We start from the raw sequence: 21,050 nt of genomic DNA on the forward strand, positions 1-21,050 counted from the left end.
GTCTATCTTTGATAGAAACTCAGTAGAGAGGCTTGTAGTTAGCCCTGTAAGGTGTAGGCCTTACCAAGCTAGAAATATTTGACTATATTTTTAGTAACTATTGAATTACTAATTAGCAATTACCAATTATGCTTCCCTTCATTCGTTCCGATTTAGCTCAATTTACTGCTTACAAACCCCACCCCAGTAGCGGTACAGCAGAACCAGTTTGCACTCTCTTTGATCGACTGGATACTAATGAAAGCCCCTATGATTTGCCACCAGAAATAAAAGAAAAATTGGCGTGGACTTTTCAACAAGTTATTGAAAGTAATCGTTATCCTGATGGTGGACATGAAACACTTAAAGAAGCGATCGCCGAATATGTCAATGAGTCAGCTAACCTTTCATCCTCCGGTTTCACTGCTGCTAATATTTCCGTAGGTAATGGTTCTGATGAACTTATTCGTTCTCTATTAATTGTCACCTGTTTAGGGGGAGAAGGTTCTATTTTAGTTGCCAATCCCACTTTTTCCATGTACGGGATTTTGGCGCAAACCCTGGGTATTCCTGTCGTGAGTGTGGGTAGAAATGAAAGCAATTTTGAAATAGACTTAAAAGCTGCACAGTCAGCAATTGAACAAACTTCAAATCCTCCTATTCGGGTGGTTTTTGTCGTTCATCCCAATTCCCCAACAGCTAATTGTTTAACTGCGGCAGAATTAGCATGGTTAAAAAGTCTGCCAGAGGAGATTTTGGTAGTTATTGATGAAGCTTACTTTGAATTTAGCCAAACTACCTTAGTTGGGGAATTACCACAGCACCCAAACTGGGTAGTGCTGCGGACTTTTTCTAAAGCTTTTCGGTTAGCAGCCATGCGAGTTGGCTATTGTGTAGGTAATGCCGATGCGATCGCCATTTTAGAAAAAGTCCGTCTCCCCTACAATTTACCCAGTTTTTCCCTTGCTGCCGCTTTAGTTGCTTTACAAAATCGCCAACTTTTGCTGAGTTCCATTCCCCAAACCCTAAGTGAACGAAGTAAGCTCATCAGTGCTTTATCTCCACATCCAGCATTAGAAATTACAGCTAGTGATACCAACTTTATTTACTTGCGTCTTCAACCCAATACATATCAACCAGTAGATGCAGCGTTAAAAAGCCTCAACCAAAAACTCAGAAATGAAGGAACTCTTGTACGGTTACTTCCTGGGGGATTACGAATTACTGTCGGAACACCAGAAGAAAATACTCGTACCCTGACGCGGTTACAAGCTGCTTTAGCCAACCTAGAATATTAACTATTCATAATCAGAACATTCGTCTAAATCACTGCCCAGACGGCGCACTATTGACACCGTTTGCGGCAACACACCCACTAACATAGAAAAGGCAACATCTGGCAGATCAGCAACCATTTCTGCTGGAAAATACTGTTCAAATTGTTCAAGAATTTTCTGTACTCTTTGTGCGGGAACTGAATTTTCTGTAATTTGTTTGATTAAGCGAATCCATTGTCTTCTAATCAAGTAAGCCTTCTGACGATCTTCATGAGATTCAGGTTCTAATAAAGAGAGATTACCTACAGGTAGTACAAATTGACAATCCCGATCATAATCGCCACCTACAACTGCACCTGGTCCAGCAAACTCTGCATGATAGCTTTTAAAGATTATTAACCCATTGCGCTTACGACTATTAACTATGAAAACTTTTCCGCTGTGCAACGACGCAAGAATATCATACCTGTGCGATCGCTCAGTTCCATCTCGCATGGCAAGGTTGTCCGGGAAAATAGTTTCAGGGCAATAAGTTGATACCATAGCAGCCTGATAGCGTCGGCGTTGTTCGCTATCCATGTTTTCTCAAACTTTTAATGAATGTGGTATGAATATGCACTTTAAAACGTCAACGAACTAGCTGTTTAATTAAATCAAGTTTCAAATTATGCTCGTCTGATTAAGAATTGTCTGCCAACCGCAACTAAATTGATGGCTGAAAAAGTGTTGTTCTAAAATTAATAATAATATTTTATGGGATTGAGGTGGATTTGTCTCCAACTCTAGGAATCTTTTCTTAAAGTTTTCATAAAGATGAAATTTGCCATAATAAAGTTAAGATGAGGACTGCTAGAACCACAAGTGTTGAATATTAAGAAAATCTAAAGGAAAGTACATATTTTAGCTGATTACGCATATAAACATGTGCTTAATATTACGTCTGTCAGAGTTTCAACTGCTTTATAGCGTTTTCCAGTCTAATGAAGTACACACCAATTTATTCCCTGTTAAGAGTTAAGAGTTCCCTAAAACTAAAGAACTTTGTACCTCACGAGCATGGGAACTGCTATATTCTCAAAAAGGTATTGTAAAACATAAGCCTTTTTCTTGGCACTGTATTCACCTTTTATAGGTCTGAATCTCTGGATTTATCCAGATTTTAGGTTTATTCAGCAGCCTCTAATTATGGAGTTCCCTACACACCCCTTTCATTTATTTGTCAGGTGTTTATGCAAGAAAATCTGCCGTGAGGGATAGAGAAAAAAGCTGTGCCAATGAGATTCAACTTTATACACCCGATATCCCAGCTTGAAATATAGCTGCCTAGCTTGATGGTTATTTTCCAAGACATGAAGATACAAATCGTCAAATCCCCAGTCTTGGCAAACTTGTTCACAACCAATCAGTAAACTAGAAGCCAAACCATGCCTACGGTATTTTGGGTGAACAGCTAAATTAGACAAGTAGGGAAAACGCTTGTGAACATTTGCCCAATTATCGCTAAAGCGTACACCTAGTTCTACAGTTCCCAGTATTTGATTAGTGGCACTCGGACTAGTGTCAACAGCCACCAAACAAACCTGATGAGGTGTCATTGACGCTAGACGATGCCTTAAGTCTTCATAAATACCCAAACGGAATAATGGAAAAGCCCATCCCCATAAACCTTTTTGGGAGTGAAAGCTTTCAGCAATTATTTGGGCAATACCAGGCAAATCAGCAGATGTAGCTGCACGGATTTGGAATTGACAGGAATTTGGGATGCGTGCATCTGTAGACTGTTGACGATGTGGGTGAAAAAACCAGGATTTCAAAGCTAGTTTAGGATTAAGTTTATTTAACGAAAATTTACTTAAGTATGGCTCTGTCATCAGTTCATACCCATATTCAAGGTTTCACCCCAAAGTGATAGAACAGAGGATCGGCACTGGAATTGCTGGCACAAGAGGGAGACATCGCAGTGATCATCTCCGATCAACGGATGCCGATGATGAGCGGTACAGAATTTTTGAGCCTAACAGCAACTCAATACCCAGATATTATTCGGATTATTCTAACTGGCTACACCGATGTTGAAGACTTGGTGGAAGCTATTAATTCTGGCAAGGTATTTAAATATGTTACGAAGCCCTGGGAAGCTGAAGAACTTAAGGCTGTAGTCCGCCAAGCTTTGGACACCCATAATGTCCTCAAAGCCAGAACTCGCGAACTCACTCGTACACTGCGTAGAGAATCTCTGCTCAATACTGTCACTAATACTATTCGTAGCGCCCTGGACTATCGGCAAATTTTACAAACCATTGTCGATACAGTAGGGCATATGTTGGAGGTGGATGTGTGCCTGTTGCGTCCCTTCCAGGATGAGCAATTGGCAGATGAAGGATTTATCTACCAAAAATCTGCTCAAGAAACATTTCCGGAGCAACAGAGATGGGCTGATGGGAAAAATAATTCTTCTTTCCACCCAATAGCTGAAGGTAATGAAAGGCCATCCATCGAGAATCTAGACTCCATCACCCCATTACCTCTTTTGGCTCAGACAGTTTGGGAAATCGGTGAAGTGCAGGTAATTCATGATGTGGCTGGTGATGAGCGCATCCAAGGTGATGAAGAACGGGCTGCGGCTTTTAGCGATGCCAATATCTGCTCTAGTTTAGTTGTACCACTGATTTGTCAACAAGAACTAAGAGCAGTATTAGCTTTACATCAGTGTTATCAATCGCGTATTTGGGAAGAGGAAGAGGTACAACTGGTATCAATTGTCGCTGACCAGGCTGCGTTGGCTTTGTCTCAAGCCTATGCTTATGAACAAGTAGAAGCTTTAGCAAAGAGAGAAGCTTTAATTAATACAATTACTAGAGAAATTCGCTCTAGTCTAGACCCACAAGATATATTTTCAGCCATAACCCAGCGATTGGGAAAAGCTTTACACGTAGATGGTTGTGTTCTGTCTTTATGGACACAGGAAGATGAATTTGTCCAATGTGTAGGTTTGTATGACAGTTCTAAACATTTAGATCATTTTTCAGAAAATCAGATCAGCAGGAATCGCCAATCTTTAACTCAGCACTTATCCAGTTCCCAAGCCCCGATCCAGAAAAATCCTATTCTAAAAGAAATATTAAAGACAAAAGAGCCTGTGGTAATTACGGATATAACTCACTCGCCCGCAGATGTCCAGGCTTTTGATTTACCGTTGAAAATGCGACCGCGATCGCTCATGGTCGTTCCCCTACTAATTGATGGCCAATGTATCGGTAGTATTACGCTGAGAGAAGGTGATAAAATCCGTAAGTGGCTACCCTCAGAAATTGAACTAACCAAATCAGTAGCAGCCCAAGCAGCGATCGCCGTTCAACAATCACGCTTATACCAAACAACTCGTGAACAAGCGGAACGTTTAATCCAACTAGATAGACAAAAAACCGAATTTTTCCAAAATATCTCCCATGAATTTCGGACTCCCATCACCTTGATTCAAGGACCACTGGAGTCAGCAGTGGAAATGGGTGAAGGGTTATCCCATGCCCAAAGTACGATCGCCCTCCGCAATTCTCGCCGTCTCCTGCGATTGGTAAATCAGCTGCTAGATTTACAACGCCTAGACGCTGGTAGAATGCAACCGAGTTTCCACCCTTGCAATTTTGTCGAATTTGTTACCCAAATTGTTGAATCATTTCGTCCCTATTGTGAGAAAAAGGGGCTGAGAGTCGTTACTGATTTGTTTGAATGCCCGACAGTCTACTTGGATATGGAAAAATTTGACAAGGTAGTTTATAATCTGTTGTCAAATGCCATGAAATTTACTCCCAATGGAGGTAAAATCACTGTTAGATTGTTCAATGATGGTAATGCCTGTATTTTGCAAATTCAAGATACAGGAATTGGCATTCTTCCCGAACAAATTCCCCACCTATTTGAGCGGTTCCGTCAAGCTGAAGGCTCAGAAAACCGCAGCTATGAAGGCAGTGGATTGGGTTTATCCCTAGTTAAAGAATTGGTAGAACTGCACGGTGGCGAAGTCAGAGTACAATCAGTTTATGGACAAGGTACTCAATTTAGCATCCGTCTGTTGACTGGCCCAGATCACTTACCTCCAGAGCAGTTACTAGATACACCATACGAATTAAATATCAGCCGTGCCAATGTAGAATTAGCTGATCTAGAACACTTAGAATCAACAGCAGACAATACAGAATTTACCAGCAGAAATTTATCACCCAGTTTACAAACTGGAGACTCTAACGGACAAGTTCATACTCACCCATCTACTGAGCAATTAATCTTAGTCGTAGACGATAACCCAGATATGCGAGCTTATGTGTCAGAAATTCTCCGTCACAATGGCTATCAAGTAGCTACTGCTCGTAACGGTTACGAAGGATATAATTTAGCACGAGAAATTCTTCCCAGCCTGATCATTACTGACTTAATGATGCCCTTGGTGACGGGACTAGAAATGATTCAGATGATCCGCACCGATGATATGATGCGTGGTACACCCATGATTCTCCTCACGGCAAAGGCTGATGAGGAAACTCGCATTGAAGGAACAGAATATGGTGCAGATGCTTATTTAGCTAAACCATTTAATGACCGGGAACTTCTAGCAGAGGCACGCAATCTTTTAGCCTTGAAGGAAAATGAAAAACGCGTCTTGGAATTAAACACCTACCTGACAGAATCAGTACTCAAACGCTTTTTACCATCTGCTTTAGTCAAGAAAGCAGCTTCTGGAACTTTGTCCCTAGATTTGCGGCCAGAACCGCGCTTAGTTACAGTTTTGTTTAGTGACATTGTGGGTTTTACTCAGCTATCCAATACTCTCAGATCCCGAAAAGTCGCAGAGGTGCTGAATGAATATTTAGAAATCATGACCAAAGTTGTTTTTAACAATGGTGGTACTGTGGATAAATTTATGGGCGATGCTATCTTAGCCTTGTACGGAGCGCCAGAAGAACTAACACCAAATGAACAGGTACGTCGTGCTATCAATACTGCCAGAGGAATGCAACGTGCTTTAGTTACTTTAAATAAGCGTTGGCTCGAACAAGGTATATTTGAAACTGATGGGCGCAAAGGCGTACAGTTTCGCTGTGGCATCCACCAAGGTACAGCAGTTGTAGGAATGTTTGGTAGTGAAGAACGTGCTGATTATACAGCGATTGGTCCGAGTGTAAATATTGCTGCTAGGTTACAAGCTGCGGCTGTCCCTGGTACTATCTTGGTTTCTGCTGCTGTTGCAGATTATTTACAGGAAGAAGAAATTACTAAAGGCAGTCCTCTGGAACTGAAAGGAATAGATGAAACAGTTCTCACCTTTGTAGTAAGAACAGATTTAGATAGCTATATAACTAATGACTCAAGTTCTACTGGATCATAAAGCATGAATAGTGTCAAATCCAGTTTTAATTTGCACGATGATACCATCAATTACAAACATACTGATCCACCTTGGTTGTGGATCACTGTATTTATAGGTTCGATTTCCCTGCATTTGTTGGTGTTTTGGTTTTTACGATCATCTGATCAATTTAGACCTTGGATTCCTCAATCTAGTCAAGATCAGATTGCTGTTGATTTGATAGATATTTCCCCTCAAGAAGAGTTAAACACTCAACCCAAGTCAACGGCTACAACAGTTAAACCGACACTTTCCCCTTCAACTCAAAGGTCTGTTGCAGCGTCTTTACCAAAAACATCGTCCACTAGTCCCGAAAAACTAGATGATGAGGCTATAAATTCTGACTTTAATATCTCACAGCAGCGTGAAAGCCAAAATACTGAAGTTAATAATCAACCAATAGACTCCAAACCAACACCTACATTTACACCTCAAGTAAAATTTACGCCCAACCCCACATCTACACAAATACCTACATTTACACCTCAAGTAAAATTTACACCCCAAGTAAAATTTACGCCCAACCCCGCATCTACACAAACAGTTCCTTTAGATGATCTTCCCTGGAACCGTCGTCAAGAAGTCAAGCTGGGAAAGGGAACTGTATTACCAAATGATATTCCCTCCACTTCACCAACTCCGACTTCAGAAACTTCACCAACTCCGACTTCAGAAACTTCACCAACTCCGACTTCAGAAACTTCACCAACTCCGACTTCAGAAACTTCACCAACTCCGACTTCAGAAACTTCACCAACTCCGACTTCAGAAACTTCACCAACTCCGACTTCAGAAACTTCACCAACTCCGACTTCAGAAACTTCACCAGTTTCAACCGGAGGTGGTGCGTTGGCTAATGTTGATCCTATACTGAAAGATGAAGTAGAGCAATTAAGACAACAACAAAAATTAAGAGTTGACGCTTTACCTGATGTTTTGGCAGAATACCAAGGAAGTCGCAGCAAGGAATTAGAACTTAATTTTAGTCCCAGTGATTCTGGACTGAAGCCAGCAAATATACTAGCTAGTTTGGTGATTGATAAAAATGGCAACTTTCAACAAGCGATAGTTATCACTATTGAACCTGCCACACTCCGCAGTGAAAACAATATTTATGAGCAAGCACTAAATGATATTTTTAAACAAGAAAGTTTTGTGGCTGCTTATAATGAAGATGGATCAAAACCAGAGTTAAGTAATTTATATGTGCGGATCAGAATTGAGCCAATAAATTCTCAATAAGGACTTGTAATTTCAGGAAGGCTGTGCTATATTTAAATAGCTGGAAATTTGCGGGTGTAGTTTAGTGGTAAAACTTTAGCCTTCCAAGCTAATAATGCGGGTTCGATTCCCGCCACCCGCTTTAGAAACTTGAATGAGTAAACCTCTAAGGTATACAGAGGGAGAATATCAGCGTGTTAAGGGCGCTTATAGAAAGGGCGGGGAGACCCCGCCCCTACAAGGGTTGTGGATTTTATCGTAAACGCACACCAGGGATATTTACAGGAATGCGGTTTCTAATTTCTTGTTCAACTTTATCTTTGACAACATTGGTAAGGGCGTTAACAGCAACTTTGGCAAAATCAGCGTTTACTGTCACACCAACATCAAACATACAACCTTTATTTTACTGATATTTTACAGAGGACATGACAAAGTATAATTCCATTGAGTTGTTGATTTGTCTGGATTACCTGTTACCGTAACTGTCACTGTATTTGAGTTTCCAATAAATGAAATTGATTTTGTTCCAGTAACTGATACAAATCCAGTATCTATAATGACTTTTCCTTCATAAAAAACTTGTAATCTACCAGGAACTGGTTTCATGTCATAAGAAACACTAATATTCCCCCTGCTAGATGTCTTTATCTGTGTTTATCTGCGGTTAATTATTCTTGATATCTTAATTCTATGGAACTTCATATCAATTTGGTATGAATCATGGGTGAGAGATTGAGTTAAAAAAATATCACTGTACAAGTTTTCCAGTGATAAGTAGATTTGGGTGATTTTTAATAGATAGCTGTCACATACAGATAAAAACTGTGATAGAACTATAATATTTAACCGAACCTACCGCTGATGTAAGCCTTTGTATCTTCTTGTTGCGGATCGTTGAAAATTAATTCAGTCGGCGCGTATTCTACTAAATAACCTGTACGTCCACCTTTGTCCGAGGTTTTGACGTTGAAGAAAGCAGTTTTATCAGAAACCCGTGCGGCTTGCTGCATATTGTGGGTAACGATAACAATAGTGTATTGTTTTTTGAGTTCGTGAATTAGTTCTTCAACCCGCAAAGTAGAAATGGGATCAAGAGCAGAACATGGTTCATCCATGAGTATAACTTCTGGTTGAACAGCGATCGCTCTGGCAATACATAATCTTTGCTGTTGTCCACCAGAGAGAGACAAACCACTTTGGTTAAGCTTATCTTTCACCTCATCCCACAAAGCTGCTTGTCGCAGACTCCGTTCTACCAATTCATCAATATTGCCTCTGTAGCCATTAATTCTAGCACCAAAAGCAATATTTTCTTTAATGGATTTGGGAAAAGGGTTTGGTCTTTGAAACACCATCCCGATGCGACGACGTACTTCTACCGGATCGATTTCAGGTGCATACAAATTCCTATCGTAAAAATAAACCTTACCTTCGGCACGAAATGAATCAATCAAATCGTTAAGACGATTATAGCAACGTAATAATGTACTCTTACCACAACCAGAAGGTCCAATAAAAGCTGTAACTTGATTTTTGGGAATATCTAACCAAATATTCTGTACAGCTAAAAAGTTCCCGTAATAAATGTTGAGGTTTTCTGTGCGTAAAACCGTTTCAGTACCATTCATCGTACTAGCGTTAGTAGCCATAAATAGTTTAGGGTTGGGTTGTAAAGATGATTTAGGCATCCTGTTGATGATATTTTGTTAAGCTTTTTGCCTGGTTGCCCAGCGAGCGATGATACTTGTAATCAGAACCATCAAAACCAAAATCAGAGAAGCTGCCCAAGCTAATGACTGCCAATTTTGGAATGGTGAAATGGCGAAGTTGTAAACTAAAACCGCGAGAGAAGCTGTAGGTTTGAGCAAACCATCAGGCCAAAAAGATGAAAAGAGCGCAGTAAACAGTAATGGTGCTGTTTCTCCTGATGCTCTGGCGATCGCTAAAGTGGAACCAGTGACAATTGCTGGTAAAGCCGATGGTAATACTACCTGTGTTACGGTTTGAAAGTTGGTTGCTCCTAACCCTAAAGACGCTTGTCGTAAATCTTGGGGTACTAGCTGTAAAGCCTCATCTGTAGTACGGATAATAATTGGTAACATTAAAATTGCTAAGGCAAACCCACCACCCAAAGCCGAGTAAGAGCCTAACTTTAGATTTGTCAAAGTTAAAACTACAATACCATAGGCAAATACACCAACAATAATCGAGGGAACTCCACTCAATACATTAGTAGCAAAGCGTACCCATCGAGCAATTTTACCAGCACTAAACTCTGTCAAATAGATAGCCGCTAAGACCCCAGTAGGTATACTGATTACAGCTGCAATACCAACCATCAGCAAAGTTCCCAAAATGGCATTACCGAAGCCGCCACCCTGTCGAAAAGGAGCAGGAGGTAGTTGAGTAAATACACTTATATTGATACTGCTAAAGCCTTTAAACAGCACATAAGAAAGCACAGCTAACAAAGGAAACAGCGCCAAGGCTCCACAAATAAATGCTACGACGGTCATCACCGTGTTAAATAAGGTTCGCAAAGACGTAGGGGAGCGAGTTAGTCTGCTTTCGGGAAAAAGAGAAGTCATAATTCAACAGTCAGAGAAAACCATTGGATAATTAAGTTTGAGAATTTGAGCTTGTCATTATGCTCTAGATAACTGCTGTAACTAAAGTCGCGTAACCCGGAGAACGATAAACTCTGCCAGAATATTAACTACCAAAGTTAATATAAACAGTACCAAAGCAGCGTACATCAAAGCGGCAACTTGCAAACCACTAGCTTCAGAAAATTGATTTGCCAGCAGTGAGGAAATAGTATTGGATGGAGCTAACAAGGAAATATTAATATTGTTAGAATTACCAATTAACATGGTGACAGCCATTGTTTCACCCATTGCTCGGCCGAGTGCTAACATGACTGCGCTAACAATGCCAGAAAAAGCAGCAGGGATGAGAACTTGAAAAATTGTTTCCCAACGGGTTGCTCCCAGTCCTAAGGCTGCTTGACGTAAACTAGGAGGGAGAGAAATTAAAGCATCGCGGGATATAGCAGTGATGATTGGCAACGTCATAATTGCTAATATCACTCCTGCGGGTAACATTCCTGGTCCTGTAGGTGGGGAACTAAAAATTGGTATCCAACCCAGAGAATTGTGCAGCCATTTTCCCAAATCAGTTAAAATCGGGACTAAAACAAAAATGCCCCATACACCGTAGACAACACTGGGAATAGCAGCTAGTAGTTCTACTAAAAATACCAGTACGAGACGCACTTGAGATGGCAGAAAATTCTCACTTAATAAAACTGCCGTACCAACGCCGATAGGTACAGCTAACAACAGTCCAATAAAAGAACTCATCAGAGTCCCATAAACTGCGGGTAAGACTCCATAAGTGTCATTAACTGGGTTCCAACTGCTTTTGACTAAAAAGCCAACACCAAATTTTTGAATAGCAGGCCAAGCGCCAATAGCCACTTGTAAGGCAATCCATAATAGAATAGCAGCGATCGCCAAAGCAAAAATTCGGGTCAACCAAATAAAGCCTCGATCTAGAGATTTGTCAAGTTCCGAGCGTTTTTTAATTTCTGATGAGAGGTTCTGAAAATTTGTAGTCATGAATACTGACTGTAAAAATAAAATCGGAAAAAATGTGAGAGGGAACCACACTTACTGCAAATTATTGCTTCCTTGCTGTTTGGATTTGACATACTGGATCATCAGGGTTCCCAACTGATTCGTTAATTCAATGGTTGAATGTTTTGAGACTAGATGGAAGAGTGAGACTACTTACTCGCACTAGTAGCGCCACCAACAGCAATTTTATAATCAGGACTGATTTGATCAGCAGCTGAAGCCACCTTAGCAATGACATTTGCTGGTAGTGGCACATAACCTAATTCACCAGCCAGCTTTTGTCCATCTGTCAAAGCATACTCGATTGTCGCTTCCATTGCTTTGGCTTTGGCCGCATCAGGATACTTTTTATAAGCCAGAATCCAAGTATAACTGACAATGGGGTAAGAATCTGCACCTTCTGGATCAGAAATAAAGGCACGGAGATTTTCTGGTAATATTACAGCTGCTAGAGTTTTAGAAGCTGATTCCTCGTTTGCGGTAATAAATTTACCACTCTTATTTTCCAAGGCAGCAAACTTAAGATTACTTTGTTTGGCGTAACCATATTCTATGTAACCAATTGCACCTTGAGTTTGTTGGATTTGGGCAGTGACACCTTCATTACCCTTACCACCAACTCCCACTGGCCATTTTACACTTTTACCCTCACCAACTTTAGTTTTCCATTCTGGACTAATGGCGTTCAGATGTTTTGTGAACACCCCTGTAGTACCACTACCATCAGAACGAAACACAACAGCGATGGGTAGATTTGGTAACTTGGCTTCAGGATTAGCTTTAGCGATCGCTGGATCATCCCAAGACTTGATTTTACCTAGTAGAATATCAGTGTATAAGGCTCGTGACAGTTTCAGTTCAGGAACATCTGGCAAATTATAAGCCAGAACAATACTACCAGCAGTTACAGGCAGCAAAAGAACGCCTTTATCTTGTTGTATTTTGGCGATTTCTTCATCCTTCATCGCTACATCACTAGCACCAAAGTCTACAGTACCTTTAGTAAACTGCTCCACCCCAGCACCGCTACCCACTGACTGATAGTTAACTTGCAAACTTGGATATTTTTTGTTCAAATCAGTAAACCAAGTTTGGTAAAGTGGTGCGGGAAAAGATGCACCAGCACCAGTCAAGGTAACATTTCCACCCAAGTCCAATTTAGCAGGACTAGAGGCAGTAGTATTTTGAGTATTTCCTGAGTTCTCGGTAGCAGCGTTATCTGGGCTTGACTCTCCCCCACAAGCTGCTAAACCCAGTGTCAGTGCTAATACGGTGATTGCAGTTTTTAGGCGGGGATTTTTAACGGGCATTTGACGTAATAGCATTGCTGTCCAAATTTTGTAAATTGCCAGATGAGCGCCTCTAACATATCGCTAAATGTTTAATCTTAGGTAAACAAAAGGTTAACCAACCACAAATTTTCTGTTTTCCTGGCTCTGATTGGTTACAGTTTAGATTTTTCCCTATACTGGTTGCTGTTAGTCTTTGGCCTTTTCCTGTTGCCTGATAAATGTTTGCTGCTTCCAATCAATTATTATGGTCCATGATTGGCTTACTCCTGACAATGGGTGGCACGTTCCTAGAAGCCTATGGCACTACCTTACCTTGGAGTTGGAGTCAGCAAGGAATTAAAACCTTTTCTTTAGGAGTTAGCTATCAAATTGGTGCGGTGCTGTTGGTAGGTTGTTTAGGAGGTAAAAATGCTGGTGCGCTTTCGCAGATTGCTTATTTAGTCATGGGATTAACTTTATTGCCTGTATTTGCCGAAGGAGGCGGTATAGGTTATGTTAAACTATCTCAGTTTGGCTATTTGCTCGGTTTTATTCCAGGAGCTTGGATTTGCGGCTATTTTGCCTTTAAAGCCAGACCTCGGTTAGAAACCTTGGCTTTTAGCTGTATTTGCGGATTGTTAACCGTCCACATCTGCGGTATTGCTTATTTAATGATCAGTTATATTTTTCCCTCGCAAGTTGCAGACCATCTGCCTTTAATGCAAGCAATCCTCAAATATTCCTGGTTTTCACTACCTGGACAACTGGTTGTCGTCTGCGCTGTCACCATAGTAGCTTATGTACTAAGACATATAATGTTCTATTAGTCAATCGTCAATTATCAGTTGTCTAATGACTAATGACTAATGACTAATGACTAATGACTAATTGACTAATTTACCATGCGCTTAAAAAATCACCTCTTTTGGATTGCTGCCTTCACTGCTTTTTTTACAGACCAACTGACAAAATACTGGATAGTGAAAACTTTTGCTTTAGGACAAACACTACCACTGCTCCCAGGAATATTTCACTTTACTTATGTCACAAACACCGGTGCAGCTTTTAGTCTTTTAAGTGGGAAAGTCGAGTGGTTGCGCTGGTTATCCTTGGGAGTGAGTTTAGTATTGATAGCGATCGCATCTTTTGGACCACTGTTAAACTTTTGGGAGCAGTTAGGTTATGGTTTAATTTTAGGTGGAGCTATAGGTAATGGTATTGATAGATTTGCGTTAGGCTACGTCGTTGATTTTCTCGATTTTCGCCTCATTAACTTTGCAGTATTTAATATGGCTGATTCTTTTATTAGTATTGGTATTGTTTGCCTTTTAATTGCTTCTTTTCAAAACACACCAACTTCTAGTCACAGAACACGCTAACAAAATACCAGCCCAAGTTGCTAATTATCATTTATCAGTTATCACAGTTCACTGACTCCTGACTAACAACTTGCATTACTACCAAAAATTTAAATCTCTATCGCCAATCCCAGCGGTTTTTTGACATTTAAAAAGCCGCTGATTCAGTGATAGAGACTATTTTTGTTGATGCAAAGTTTTAAAAAATCCCCTGATTGAACAAATAAATGTAGCGAGAGTTGTTCGTTAAGGAGTGGGAGTCTGAGTTAAATAATTCAGGTTTACATACCAGATGGGGGAGTTTGTGGCAAAATATTTACAGGAACTTGCTCAGTCAAACCTCCCCCTTGTTCACCACTGTTACCTTTCCCAAACTCCGGTGAAGAGGAACTTTCTGGAACTGGAGTTGGTTGGCTGGAATTATCAGGTGATGGGGTAGTTGGTGTTAATGGTGCTGGAGTTAGTTGGCTGGAATTATCAGGTGATGGGGTAGTTGGTGTTAATGGTGCTGGAGTTGGTTGGCTGGAATTATCAGGTGATGGGGTAGTTGGTGTTAATGGTGCTGGAGTTGGTTGGCTGGAATTATCAGGTGATGGGGTAGTTGGTGTTAATGGTACTGTGGTAGTATCTAAATTGGTGTTGTTATTAATAGAATTAGTTTCTGGTGCTGTAGCAGGAGTAATAAAATTGGCATCAAGCGGTATGCCACCTGGACAACGGGAATTAAGGGGGAAACGTTCACAGAGAATTTTCATCCCTTCTAGTGACATTTTAATTTCCGTTGGTGAAACAATCGATGAGTTACTCGATTCTGCGAACAGGGATTTACTTGATTCAGCCATAGCAACATTGCTGGTAAGTGCCAAAGTCATGGCTGTACCAATCAGCGTCAGAGATTTTCCCTTCATTCTGAAATTAACCTCAAGGTCAACGGAACACTTCGCTAATTAAATCAAACTCTTGATAGGACAAAATCTGTCTAAAGGAAGATGTAAAATTTTCTGGTTAGTAGTAATTAAGTTTGGTGATGGTAGCATTTAAATCTTTTGTTGATTTTTGAGCAGTTTTTAGCAATACATAACTAGATCTAGTATTTCCATCTTTGCAACTATTTATATTAGATAAAATGAGCATTTCATGGGAGTGACAATAATTTTTCTAATCAGAACTCAGTGCAAAAAATCACAAATAAATTTTCCTGAATCCAGAAAATGTAGTATAATGACTAACTTATAAAATTCAGTATAAAGAATTTATTTTTGGCTTGTGAGTAAAATGGTGTCAGACTAGCATTAAAATTGCGATCCGTGCGATTCTGTCTTCACTAACAGCTGTGATGTGATATAGCCGATGAGTTCTCCGCAACCGCCCCAAAAGCCACAAACCTTACTTGGTCAACTGACGCAAGCAGTAAACACTATTCAAGCCAGGGTAGATTTTTCCAAACTGGCGCTCAAGCCTAATGCCAAAGTACCGGAACTCTGGGTGCAGGATGCGGGAGCGGATAAAGCGGAAATATATCCCCTGTTGGGCGATCGCTATATACTAGGGCGTAGTTCCAAATCCTGCGATATTGTCGTCCGCAACCCAGTAGTCAGCCAAATTCACCTGTCCCTGTCGCGGGATTCCAGCCAAAGGATTCCCACTTTCACCATCAAAGATGAAAATTCCACCAATGGCATTTATCTAGGAAAGCGACGAGTCACTTCCCTAGAACTGCGTGATGGCGATGTCTTCACCTTGGGACCACCAGAACTGGCTGCCTCAGTGCGTCTGCAATACGTCGATCCGCCTCCCTGGTATATTAAGGCCGCGACATGGGGATTTTATGGTGTTGGTGGTGTCAGCGCCTTATTCGCCCTAGCTATAGGTCTAGAATGGACAAAATTTTCCGTCAGCCCCCTGCCTACAGCCACACGCGCCCCTGTAGTCGTTTACGCGCGTGATGGTTCCACACCACTGAGGGAACCCCGGAACATTGCTCACGTGGACTTAAAACAGTTGTCAGACTTTGGTCCCTACCTATCCGCTGCTGTAGTCGCTTCTGAGGATAGTCGTTATTACTGGCATTTTGGGGTTGACCCGTTAGGGATTTTGCGAGCCGTATTAATTAATAGCCGCACAGGTGGCGTACAGCAAGGAGCCAGCACAGTTACTCAGCAAGTGGCCCGCAGTTTATTCCGTGAATATGTAGGTAGACAAGATTCCTTGGGGCGGAAAGTGCGTGAGGCAGTTGTTTCACTAAAGTTAGAAACCTTCTACAGCAAAGATGAAATCTTACTCACTTACTTAAATCGAGTATTTTTAGGTGGAGATACTTCCGGCTTTGAAGATGCGGCTAAATATTACTTTGAAAAGTCCGCCAAAGAATTAACTCTCTCAGAAGCAGCAACCTTAGTAGGAATCTTACCTGCTCCCAACGCCTTCGATTTTTGCGGGGATGGTCCAAGGAAACTAGGAGCAGCAGATTACCGCAATCGTGTAATTAAGCGGATGCTGGAAATGGGCAAAATTAGCGCCGAAGAAGCCAACCGAGGCAGACGCTCCCCTGTCCAAGTTAGTCCCAAAGTTTGCGAAAGGCAAGCTCAAACGATTGCCCCTTACTTTTATAATTACGTCTTTCAAGAACTGGAATCAATATTGGGAGAAGGAGCAGCAAGAGAGGGTAACTATATTATTGAAACCCAGTTAGATCCAGCAATTCAAGCCCAAGCAGAATCAACACTGCGAAATTCAGTTAGTAACGCCGGTTCCAGCTTGCGGTTTTCTCAAGGGGCGCTTGTTACCTTAGACTCCAAAAGTGGCAGCATTCTAGCAATGGTTGGGGGGACTGATTATAAAAAAAGCCAGTTTAATCGGGCTGTACAAGCACAAAGACAACCAGGTTCCACCTTCAAAATTTTTGCTTACGCTGCTGCTATTGAACAAGGGATATCGCCATCAAGAAGTTATTCTTGCGCTGCTTTACCTTGGCAAGGTTTTACTTACAAACCCTGTCGGTCTGGTGGTGGTGGTAGTTTAGATATGGCCACTGGTTTTGCACTCTCAGAAAACCCCATTGCTTTAAGAATTGCCAGGGAAGTGGGACTAAATAAAGTCGTGGAAATGGCGCAGCGTTTGGGGGTTAAATCCTCTCTTGAACCTGTTCCCGGTTTAGTTCTTGGTCAAAGTGTAGTCAATGTTTTAGAAATGACTGGTGCTTTTGGCGCTATTAGCAATCGTGGTGTGTGGAATCCGCCCCATGCTATTAGCAGAATTTTAGACAGCAGCGATTGTGAGGATCGCAATGATTTAAAGACCTGCCGTGTCATCTACTCCTACGATCAAGATCCAGATGGCAATAAGCGAGTGCTGAAAACAGATGTAGCCAATAAAATGACCAGTATGATGCAGGGGGTAATTTCCAGTGGTACTGGTCGTGGTGCGGCTTTGGGACAGGGACTGGGTGAAGGGGGTAAAACCGGTACAACTGATAAAAACGTTGACCTGTGGTTTATTGGTTTTATTCCCAGTCGGCAACTTGTAACTGGTATTTGGCTAGGAAATGACAATAATTCCCCCACATCTGGTAGCAGCGGCCAAGCTGCCCAATTATGGGGAAATTATATGCGGAAAATCACAAAGTGATTGGTAATGGGTAATGGGTAATTGGTAATTGGTAATGGGTAATTGGTAATGGGTAATTGGTAATTGGTAATTGGTAATTGGTAATTGGTAATTGGGTTATTAACCTCCCCCTGCACCCTGCACCCCTGCACCCCTGCACCCCTGCTTATTCACTGTCCCCAGTCACCAGTCCCCAGTCCCCATTTACCTGTATCCCTGCCACGGAGTGACTTCCAGAGTACCGTTAGCTTTAAATACTACTTGGTAATGGGCAAGAGGTTCTTTGTTGTTGGGAGCCGCTAAGTTTGAGCCGTACTCAGATTGGAACATCTGTGGTAAAGGTGTTTCCCGAAAATAGTCAAAAGCGACTTGGTTAAGTGGTTCATAGTCAGCAATGACACCAATTTTGTTTACCGCTACCCGATATTTCAATTCTTTGTTAAACGTGGGTGTAACGCTCCAATTTTGGCGAATTGTATTGTAGAGCTTTTGGTTTAAGTCTTTGACTGTACTGGAGTCAGTGATTTTGTCGCCGATTACATCTGGTTTTCTGGTATATCCCAGCCAAGGGCTGACTTCCAGCACACCCTGTCTAGTAAAGACTACTCGAAATTGAGCCATCGGTTCGTTGCTAATGCTGCGGTTGGCAGGATTGTATAGCAGCTTCGGCAGTGGAATTTTTTCTATTTCGTCATTAGCCTTTTGGTTGACGGCTTTATAACCAATGATGCTACCATCAGCAGCTACACCCAAGCGATAGACTAAATCTTCTGTAATTTCAGTACGATTATTCCAAACTGGATGAATTTGGTTATAAACTTGGCGATTTAATGCCCGTAGCTGGGAGGGATCAGTAATTTCTGGAACTGTATTTAGAACTGCTTCTAAATCTTTGATAATCGGTGTAGGTGAGTCTGTGGGTGATGTAGTTGGTGTAGGTGAGTTTGTGGGTGATGTAGTTGGTGTAGGTGAGTCTGTGGGTGATGTAGTTGGTGTAGGTGAGGCTGTTGGTATTGCTGTGCTAGTTTGTTCCTCCTGCTTAGGTTCCGGTGGACGTACCTGGGGAGGAGGAATTAAGCTAAAGGCCACCGCTGCTACTACCAAACTTGATACTCCTACGGCTGCTGGTACAGCTTGTTTCAATAAAGCTTGACTAGTACCACCATAGCGTCTGGTGACAGGTTGTAGTTCCAGAGTTAATTCTGGTAAGGTTTGGGTATCAGCAAAAAACTGATCTACGGACTCGACTAAATCAAACAACTGCACTGTATTCAAATCAATTTGAATAGGTGGCTGTTTAACTTGGTTTGATGAAGATTCCAAACCGTCAGCGGTAATATCTGAATGCACAATCAACCTATGTCTGTTGCTTTCAATTTTTTGTAACTCTACTAACTCTGAGTCACCGTTGTGTGCTTGGGGGTTGGGTACATTACTTAAAAATTCTTGAGCATAGGCACTTACTGCCCTCACCAAGCTCTCAAAAAATTCCCGCCCTCCGGTTATAGGCTGACTATAACTAGATAAATAGCATTCTGCATTCACCAATATCGATAATTCTGGACGCAGGTCTTGAAATTGGGTTGAGGGGGCAACATCACTTAACCCCTCTAAGAGCAGCGTGCAATTAGGTAAACTGTACTTACGTTGAATATTCATTCCACTTCACCGTCAAAAAGAGAAATCCAAAAACGCTGCATTCCAGCTGTACCTGTGCAGAATAGTAATTTTGCTAATAAATCTATAGCCAGTTCATCTAATTTTTCGTCTGAGTTTAATGTTAGTAAAACAGAACGTCTGGCATTCATCCGGCTTTTAAAATGTGCTCTAAACCTCTCCAGGTAATTAGCCAGACGTAAATTTTGCTCTAGTGGAATCTGCTTTTCAGACAATTGCTGATATATCATTAATAGCTGGCGGATGACAACTGTTAACCGCCGCGCTATGTAGCAGGCAATAACTACTAAAGCTTTTGCTTCCATGATGGTTAAGGGACGACGGCTGTGCGCTCGTCGTAAGGGGTTAGAAGCACGCATTCGCCATAAATTGACCCGATTCTTAATAATTCCTGTCAGGTCTAACTCTTGAGCAAAAGCGAGGATAGCTTCAGAACCACCTAGTTCTAAGGCTTCAATTGCCAGTAACATCAGGTCTATTTCCAATGTGGTTCTGCGGGGGCATCCCTTGGGACCGATCGCTGGATCTGGTAATGTATCCAGAATCATCGGCATGGCCTCAGGAGTTGGACTATTTGGTGACGTTACGCTTGCGGAGACATTCATTCTCTAAAATACCTTGTGCTATTCCAACAAACTGAGTGAAATGAGTAAAACAAAATTTAAGATAGATAGCCAAACCAGAACGCAGGCTTGTGGTTATGGCATAAGCATCCCAATATATACAATACTTACTCTTGTTATACCAAGATTTCCGTATACTGTATTGAAACTCTTAAAGCATCAGTTCACCTACCTACTTAACTACGTTAACGGTACAAATACATCTCTAGCTTGGGTTAAATTCTCAGTTATTGTCAATGATTGACGAAACTCAGAGCAATAATCTCCAGGAGATGACATTATAGTGTACGATTTTTCATGGAATTGGGGACTGGCGATTGGGGAGATATGAATTCAAAATTCAAAATTCATAATTCATAATCCAAAGACTCCTGCTGATTCCCAAACCCCAAACCGCTCACCTCTATTCCCTCTGACTACTGACAAATATGGATTTAAAATCTCTGATTCGTGACATACCGGATTTTCCTAAGCCTGGAATTTTATTTCGGGATATTACCACCCTACTGCGTGATCCTGAAGGTTTGCGCTATACTATTGACTTTTTAGCACAAAAATGTATTGAATTGGAAATTCAAGCTGATTGTGTTGTGGGAATGGAATCACGGGGGTTCATTTTTGGCGCACCTCTGGCTTATAAATTAGGATCTGGTTTTATTCCTGTTCGCAAAAGAGGAAAGTTACCAGCAGCAGTTCATAGTATTGATTATGAACTAGAGTATGGTACAGACAGCTTGGAAGTGCATCAGGATGCTTTAAGTCCAGGTAGCAGGGTTTTGATTGTAGATGATTTGATTGCTACGGGTGGAACTGCAAGTGCTACGGCTAAGTTGTTACAGAAGATTGGCTGCGAACTTGTAGGCTTTGGGTTTATCATCGAGCTAAGGGATTTGCAAGGGCGGAAATATCTACCGGATGTGCCGATTATCTCCTTGGTTGAATATTAGGAATAGGTGACAGGTGACAGGTGACAGTGTAAGAGAGAATAGAGAA

Annotated in this window: 17 protein-coding genes and 1 tRNA gene; 8 read left to right on the forward strand and 10 right to left on the reverse strand. The window is 41.4% G+C overall.

Annotated features, from left to right (window positions below):
• Window positions 1-128 precede the first annotated feature (128 nt).
• Entirely contained in the window at window positions 129-1,277 is a 1,149-nt protein-coding gene (locus tag H6G06_RS26320) for a histidinol-phosphate transaminase (protein WP_190565011.1), read from the forward strand.
• Here the strand turns inward: H6G06_RS26320 and H6G06_RS26325 are convergent, their stop codons facing one another.
• Window positions 1,278-1,835 (reverse strand): hypothetical protein, encoded by a 558-nt coding sequence (locus tag H6G06_RS26325; RefSeq protein ID WP_190565012.1) that lies wholly within the window; start codon window positions 1,833-1,835, stop codon window positions 1,278-1,280.
• 629 nt (window positions 1,836-2,464) lie between these two features.
• The gene (locus H6G06_RS26330; RefSeq protein ID WP_190565013.1) at window positions 2,465-3,127 is read right to left on the reverse strand and encodes a GNAT family N-acetyltransferase; all 663 of its coding nucleotides are present in this window, start codon (window positions 3,125-3,127) and stop codon (window positions 2,465-2,467) included.
• Between the two features lie 56 nt (window positions 3,128-3,183).
• Between H6G06_RS26330 and H6G06_RS26335 the strand changes: the two genes are divergently transcribed.
• From H6G06_RS26335 to H6G06_RS26345, 3 genes are all read left to right on the forward strand, one after another.
• The gene (locus tag H6G06_RS26335; protein WP_190565030.1) at window positions 3,184-6,639 is read left to right on the forward strand and encodes a response regulator; all 3,456 of its coding nucleotides are present in this window, start codon (window positions 3,184-3,186) and stop codon (window positions 6,637-6,639) included.
• A gap of 3 nt (window positions 6,640-6,642) precedes the next feature.
• Window positions 6,643-7,902, forward strand: a complete 1,260-nt coding sequence (locus H6G06_RS26340; RefSeq protein WP_190565014.1) for a hypothetical protein — start codon at window positions 6,643-6,645, stop codon at window positions 7,900-7,902.
• Window positions 7,903-7,952: 50 nt separating this feature from the next.
• Window positions 7,953-8,023: transfer RNA gene (locus H6G06_RS26345), tRNA-Gly, on the forward strand.
• 111 nt (window positions 8,024-8,134) lie between these two features.
• Here H6G06_RS26345 and H6G06_RS26350 read toward each other — a convergent pair.
• The 5 genes from H6G06_RS26350 to pstS all read right to left on the reverse strand — a co-directional run bounded on the left by H6G06_RS26350 (window position 8,135) and on the right by pstS (window position 12,847).
• Window positions 8,135-8,275: a hypothetical protein gene (locus H6G06_RS26350; protein WP_190565015.1), complete on the reverse strand. Its 141-nt coding sequence runs from the start codon at window positions 8,273-8,275 to the stop codon at window positions 8,135-8,137.
• Window positions 8,276-8,726: 451 nt separating this feature from the next.
• The gene (pstB, locus tag H6G06_RS26355) at window positions 8,727-9,533 is read right to left on the reverse strand and encodes a phosphate ABC transporter ATP-binding protein PstB (protein WP_190565031.1); all 807 of its coding nucleotides are present in this window, start codon (window positions 9,531-9,533) and stop codon (window positions 8,727-8,729) included.
• 57 nt (window positions 9,534-9,590) lie between these two features.
• Window positions 9,591-10,472: a phosphate ABC transporter permease PstA gene (gene pstA, locus H6G06_RS26360; protein ID WP_190565016.1), complete on the reverse strand. Its 882-nt coding sequence runs from the start codon at window positions 10,470-10,472 to the stop codon at window positions 9,591-9,593.
• An 81-nt stretch (window positions 10,473-10,553) separates the two neighbouring features.
• Window positions 10,554-11,504 (reverse strand): phosphate ABC transporter permease subunit PstC, encoded by a 951-nt coding sequence (gene pstC, locus H6G06_RS26365; protein ID WP_190565017.1) that lies wholly within the window; start codon window positions 11,502-11,504, stop codon window positions 10,554-10,556.
• A 167-nt stretch (window positions 11,505-11,671) separates the two neighbouring features.
• Window positions 11,672-12,847, reverse strand: coding sequence for a phosphate ABC transporter substrate-binding protein PstS (gene pstS, locus H6G06_RS26370; protein WP_190565018.1), 1,176 nt, complete (start codon window positions 12,845-12,847; stop codon window positions 11,672-11,674).
• A 185-nt stretch (window positions 12,848-13,032) separates the two neighbouring features.
• On the opposite strand from pstS, the gene H6G06_RS26375 reads away from it, so the two are divergent.
• Complete coding sequence (locus H6G06_RS26375; RefSeq protein ID WP_190565019.1) at window positions 13,033-13,620, forward strand: biotin transporter BioY; 588 nt, start codon at window positions 13,033-13,035, stop codon at window positions 13,618-13,620.
• Window positions 13,621-13,695: 75 nt separating this feature from the next.
• The gene (lspA, locus tag H6G06_RS26380) at window positions 13,696-14,172 is read left to right on the forward strand and encodes a signal peptidase II (RefSeq protein WP_190565020.1); all 477 of its coding nucleotides are present in this window, start codon (window positions 13,696-13,698) and stop codon (window positions 14,170-14,172) included.
• 260 nt (window positions 14,173-14,432) lie between these two features.
• On the opposite strand, the gene H6G06_RS26385 is transcribed toward lspA, so the two are convergent.
• Window positions 14,433-15,059 (reverse strand): hypothetical protein, encoded by a 627-nt coding sequence (locus H6G06_RS26385; RefSeq protein WP_190565021.1) that lies wholly within the window; start codon window positions 15,057-15,059, stop codon window positions 14,433-14,435.
• A 442-nt stretch (window positions 15,060-15,501) separates the two neighbouring features.
• On the opposite strand from H6G06_RS26385, the gene H6G06_RS26390 reads away from it, so the two are divergent.
• On the forward strand, window positions 15,502-17,778 hold the full coding sequence (locus H6G06_RS26390) for a transglycosylase domain-containing protein (protein ID WP_190565022.1): 2,277 nt from the start codon (window positions 15,502-15,504) through the stop codon (window positions 17,776-17,778).
• A gap of 183 nt (window positions 17,779-17,961) precedes the next feature.
• Here H6G06_RS26390 and H6G06_RS26395 read toward each other — a convergent pair whose 3' ends face one another.
• Together H6G06_RS26395 and H6G06_RS26400 are read right to left on the reverse strand one after the other, a co-directional pair.
• Window positions 17,962-19,416 carry a DUF4335 domain-containing protein gene (locus H6G06_RS26395; protein ID WP_190565023.1) on the reverse strand — a complete coding sequence of 485 codons (1,455 nt, stop codon included), beginning with the start codon at window positions 19,414-19,416 and terminating at the stop codon, window positions 17,962-17,964.
• A complete protein-coding gene (locus tag H6G06_RS26400; protein ID WP_190565024.1) occupies window positions 19,413-20,039 on the reverse strand; it encodes a DUF3038 domain-containing protein in 627 nt (208 codons plus the stop codon). The genes H6G06_RS26395 and H6G06_RS26400 overlap by 4 nt, the downstream gene beginning before the upstream one ends.
• Before the next feature lie 446 nt (window positions 20,040-20,485).
• Between H6G06_RS26400 and H6G06_RS26405 the strand changes: the two genes are divergently transcribed.
• The gene (locus H6G06_RS26405) at window positions 20,486-21,004 is read left to right on the forward strand and encodes an adenine phosphoribosyltransferase (RefSeq protein ID WP_190565025.1); all 519 of its coding nucleotides are present in this window, start codon (window positions 20,486-20,488) and stop codon (window positions 21,002-21,004) included.
• Window positions 21,005-21,050 lie beyond the last annotated feature (46 nt).

Source organism: Anabaena sphaerica FACHB-251, from assembly GCF_014696825.1.
In the GTDB taxonomy this organism is placed as follows: Bacteria; Cyanobacteriota; Cyanobacteriia; order Cyanobacteriales; family Nostocaceae; genus RDYJ01.

Coding starts and splice junctions, on each gene's coding strand:
- H6G06_RS26395 (WP_190565023.1), bottom strand. CDS start 19,416: ATGAATATTCAACGTAAGTACAGTTTACCTAATTGCACGCTGCTCTTA.
- H6G06_RS26320 (WP_190565011.1), top strand. CDS start 129: ATGCTTCCCTTCATTCGTTCCGATTTAGCTCAATTTACTGCTTACAAA.
- H6G06_RS26330 (WP_190565013.1), bottom strand. CDS start 3,127: ATGACAGAGCCATACTTAAGTAAATTTTCGTTAAATAAACTTAATCCT.
- pstB (WP_190565031.1), bottom strand. CDS start 9,533: ATGGCTACTAACGCTAGTACGATGAATGGTACTGAAACGGTTTTACGC.
- H6G06_RS26350 (WP_190565015.1), bottom strand. CDS start 8,275: ATGTTTGATGTTGGTGTGACAGTAAACGCTGATTTTGCCAAAGTTGCT.
- pstC (WP_190565017.1), bottom strand. CDS start 11,504: ATGACTACAAATTTTCAGAACCTCTCATCAGAAATTAAAAAACGCTCG.
- H6G06_RS26400 (WP_190565024.1), bottom strand. CDS start 20,039: ATGAATGTCTCCGCAAGCGTAACGTCACCAAATAGTCCAACTCCTGAG.
- lspA (WP_190565020.1), top strand. CDS start 13,696: ATGCGCTTAAAAAATCACCTCTTTTGGATTGCTGCCTTCACTGCTTTT.
- H6G06_RS26340 (WP_190565014.1), top strand. CDS start 6,643: ATGAATAGTGTCAAATCCAGTTTTAATTTGCACGATGATACCATCAAT.
- H6G06_RS26375 (WP_190565019.1), top strand. CDS start 13,033: ATGTTTGCTGCTTCCAATCAATTATTATGGTCCATGATTGGCTTACTC.
- H6G06_RS26390 (WP_190565022.1), top strand. CDS start 15,502: ATGAGTTCTCCGCAACCGCCCCAAAAGCCACAAACCTTACTTGGTCAA.
- H6G06_RS26385 (WP_190565021.1), bottom strand. CDS start 15,059: ATGAAGGGAAAATCTCTGACGCTGATTGGTACAGCCATGACTTTGGCA.
- H6G06_RS26325 (WP_190565012.1), bottom strand. CDS start 1,835: ATGGATAGCGAACAACGCCGACGCTATCAGGCTGCTATGGTATCAACT.
- pstA (WP_190565016.1), bottom strand. CDS start 10,472: ATGACTTCTCTTTTTCCCGAAAGCAGACTAACTCGCTCCCCTACGTCT.
- pstS (WP_190565018.1), bottom strand. CDS start 12,847: ATGCTATTACGTCAAATGCCCGTTAAAAATCCCCGCCTAAAAACTGCA.
- H6G06_RS26405 (WP_190565025.1), top strand. CDS start 20,486: ATGGATTTAAAATCTCTGATTCGTGACATACCGGATTTTCCTAAGCCT.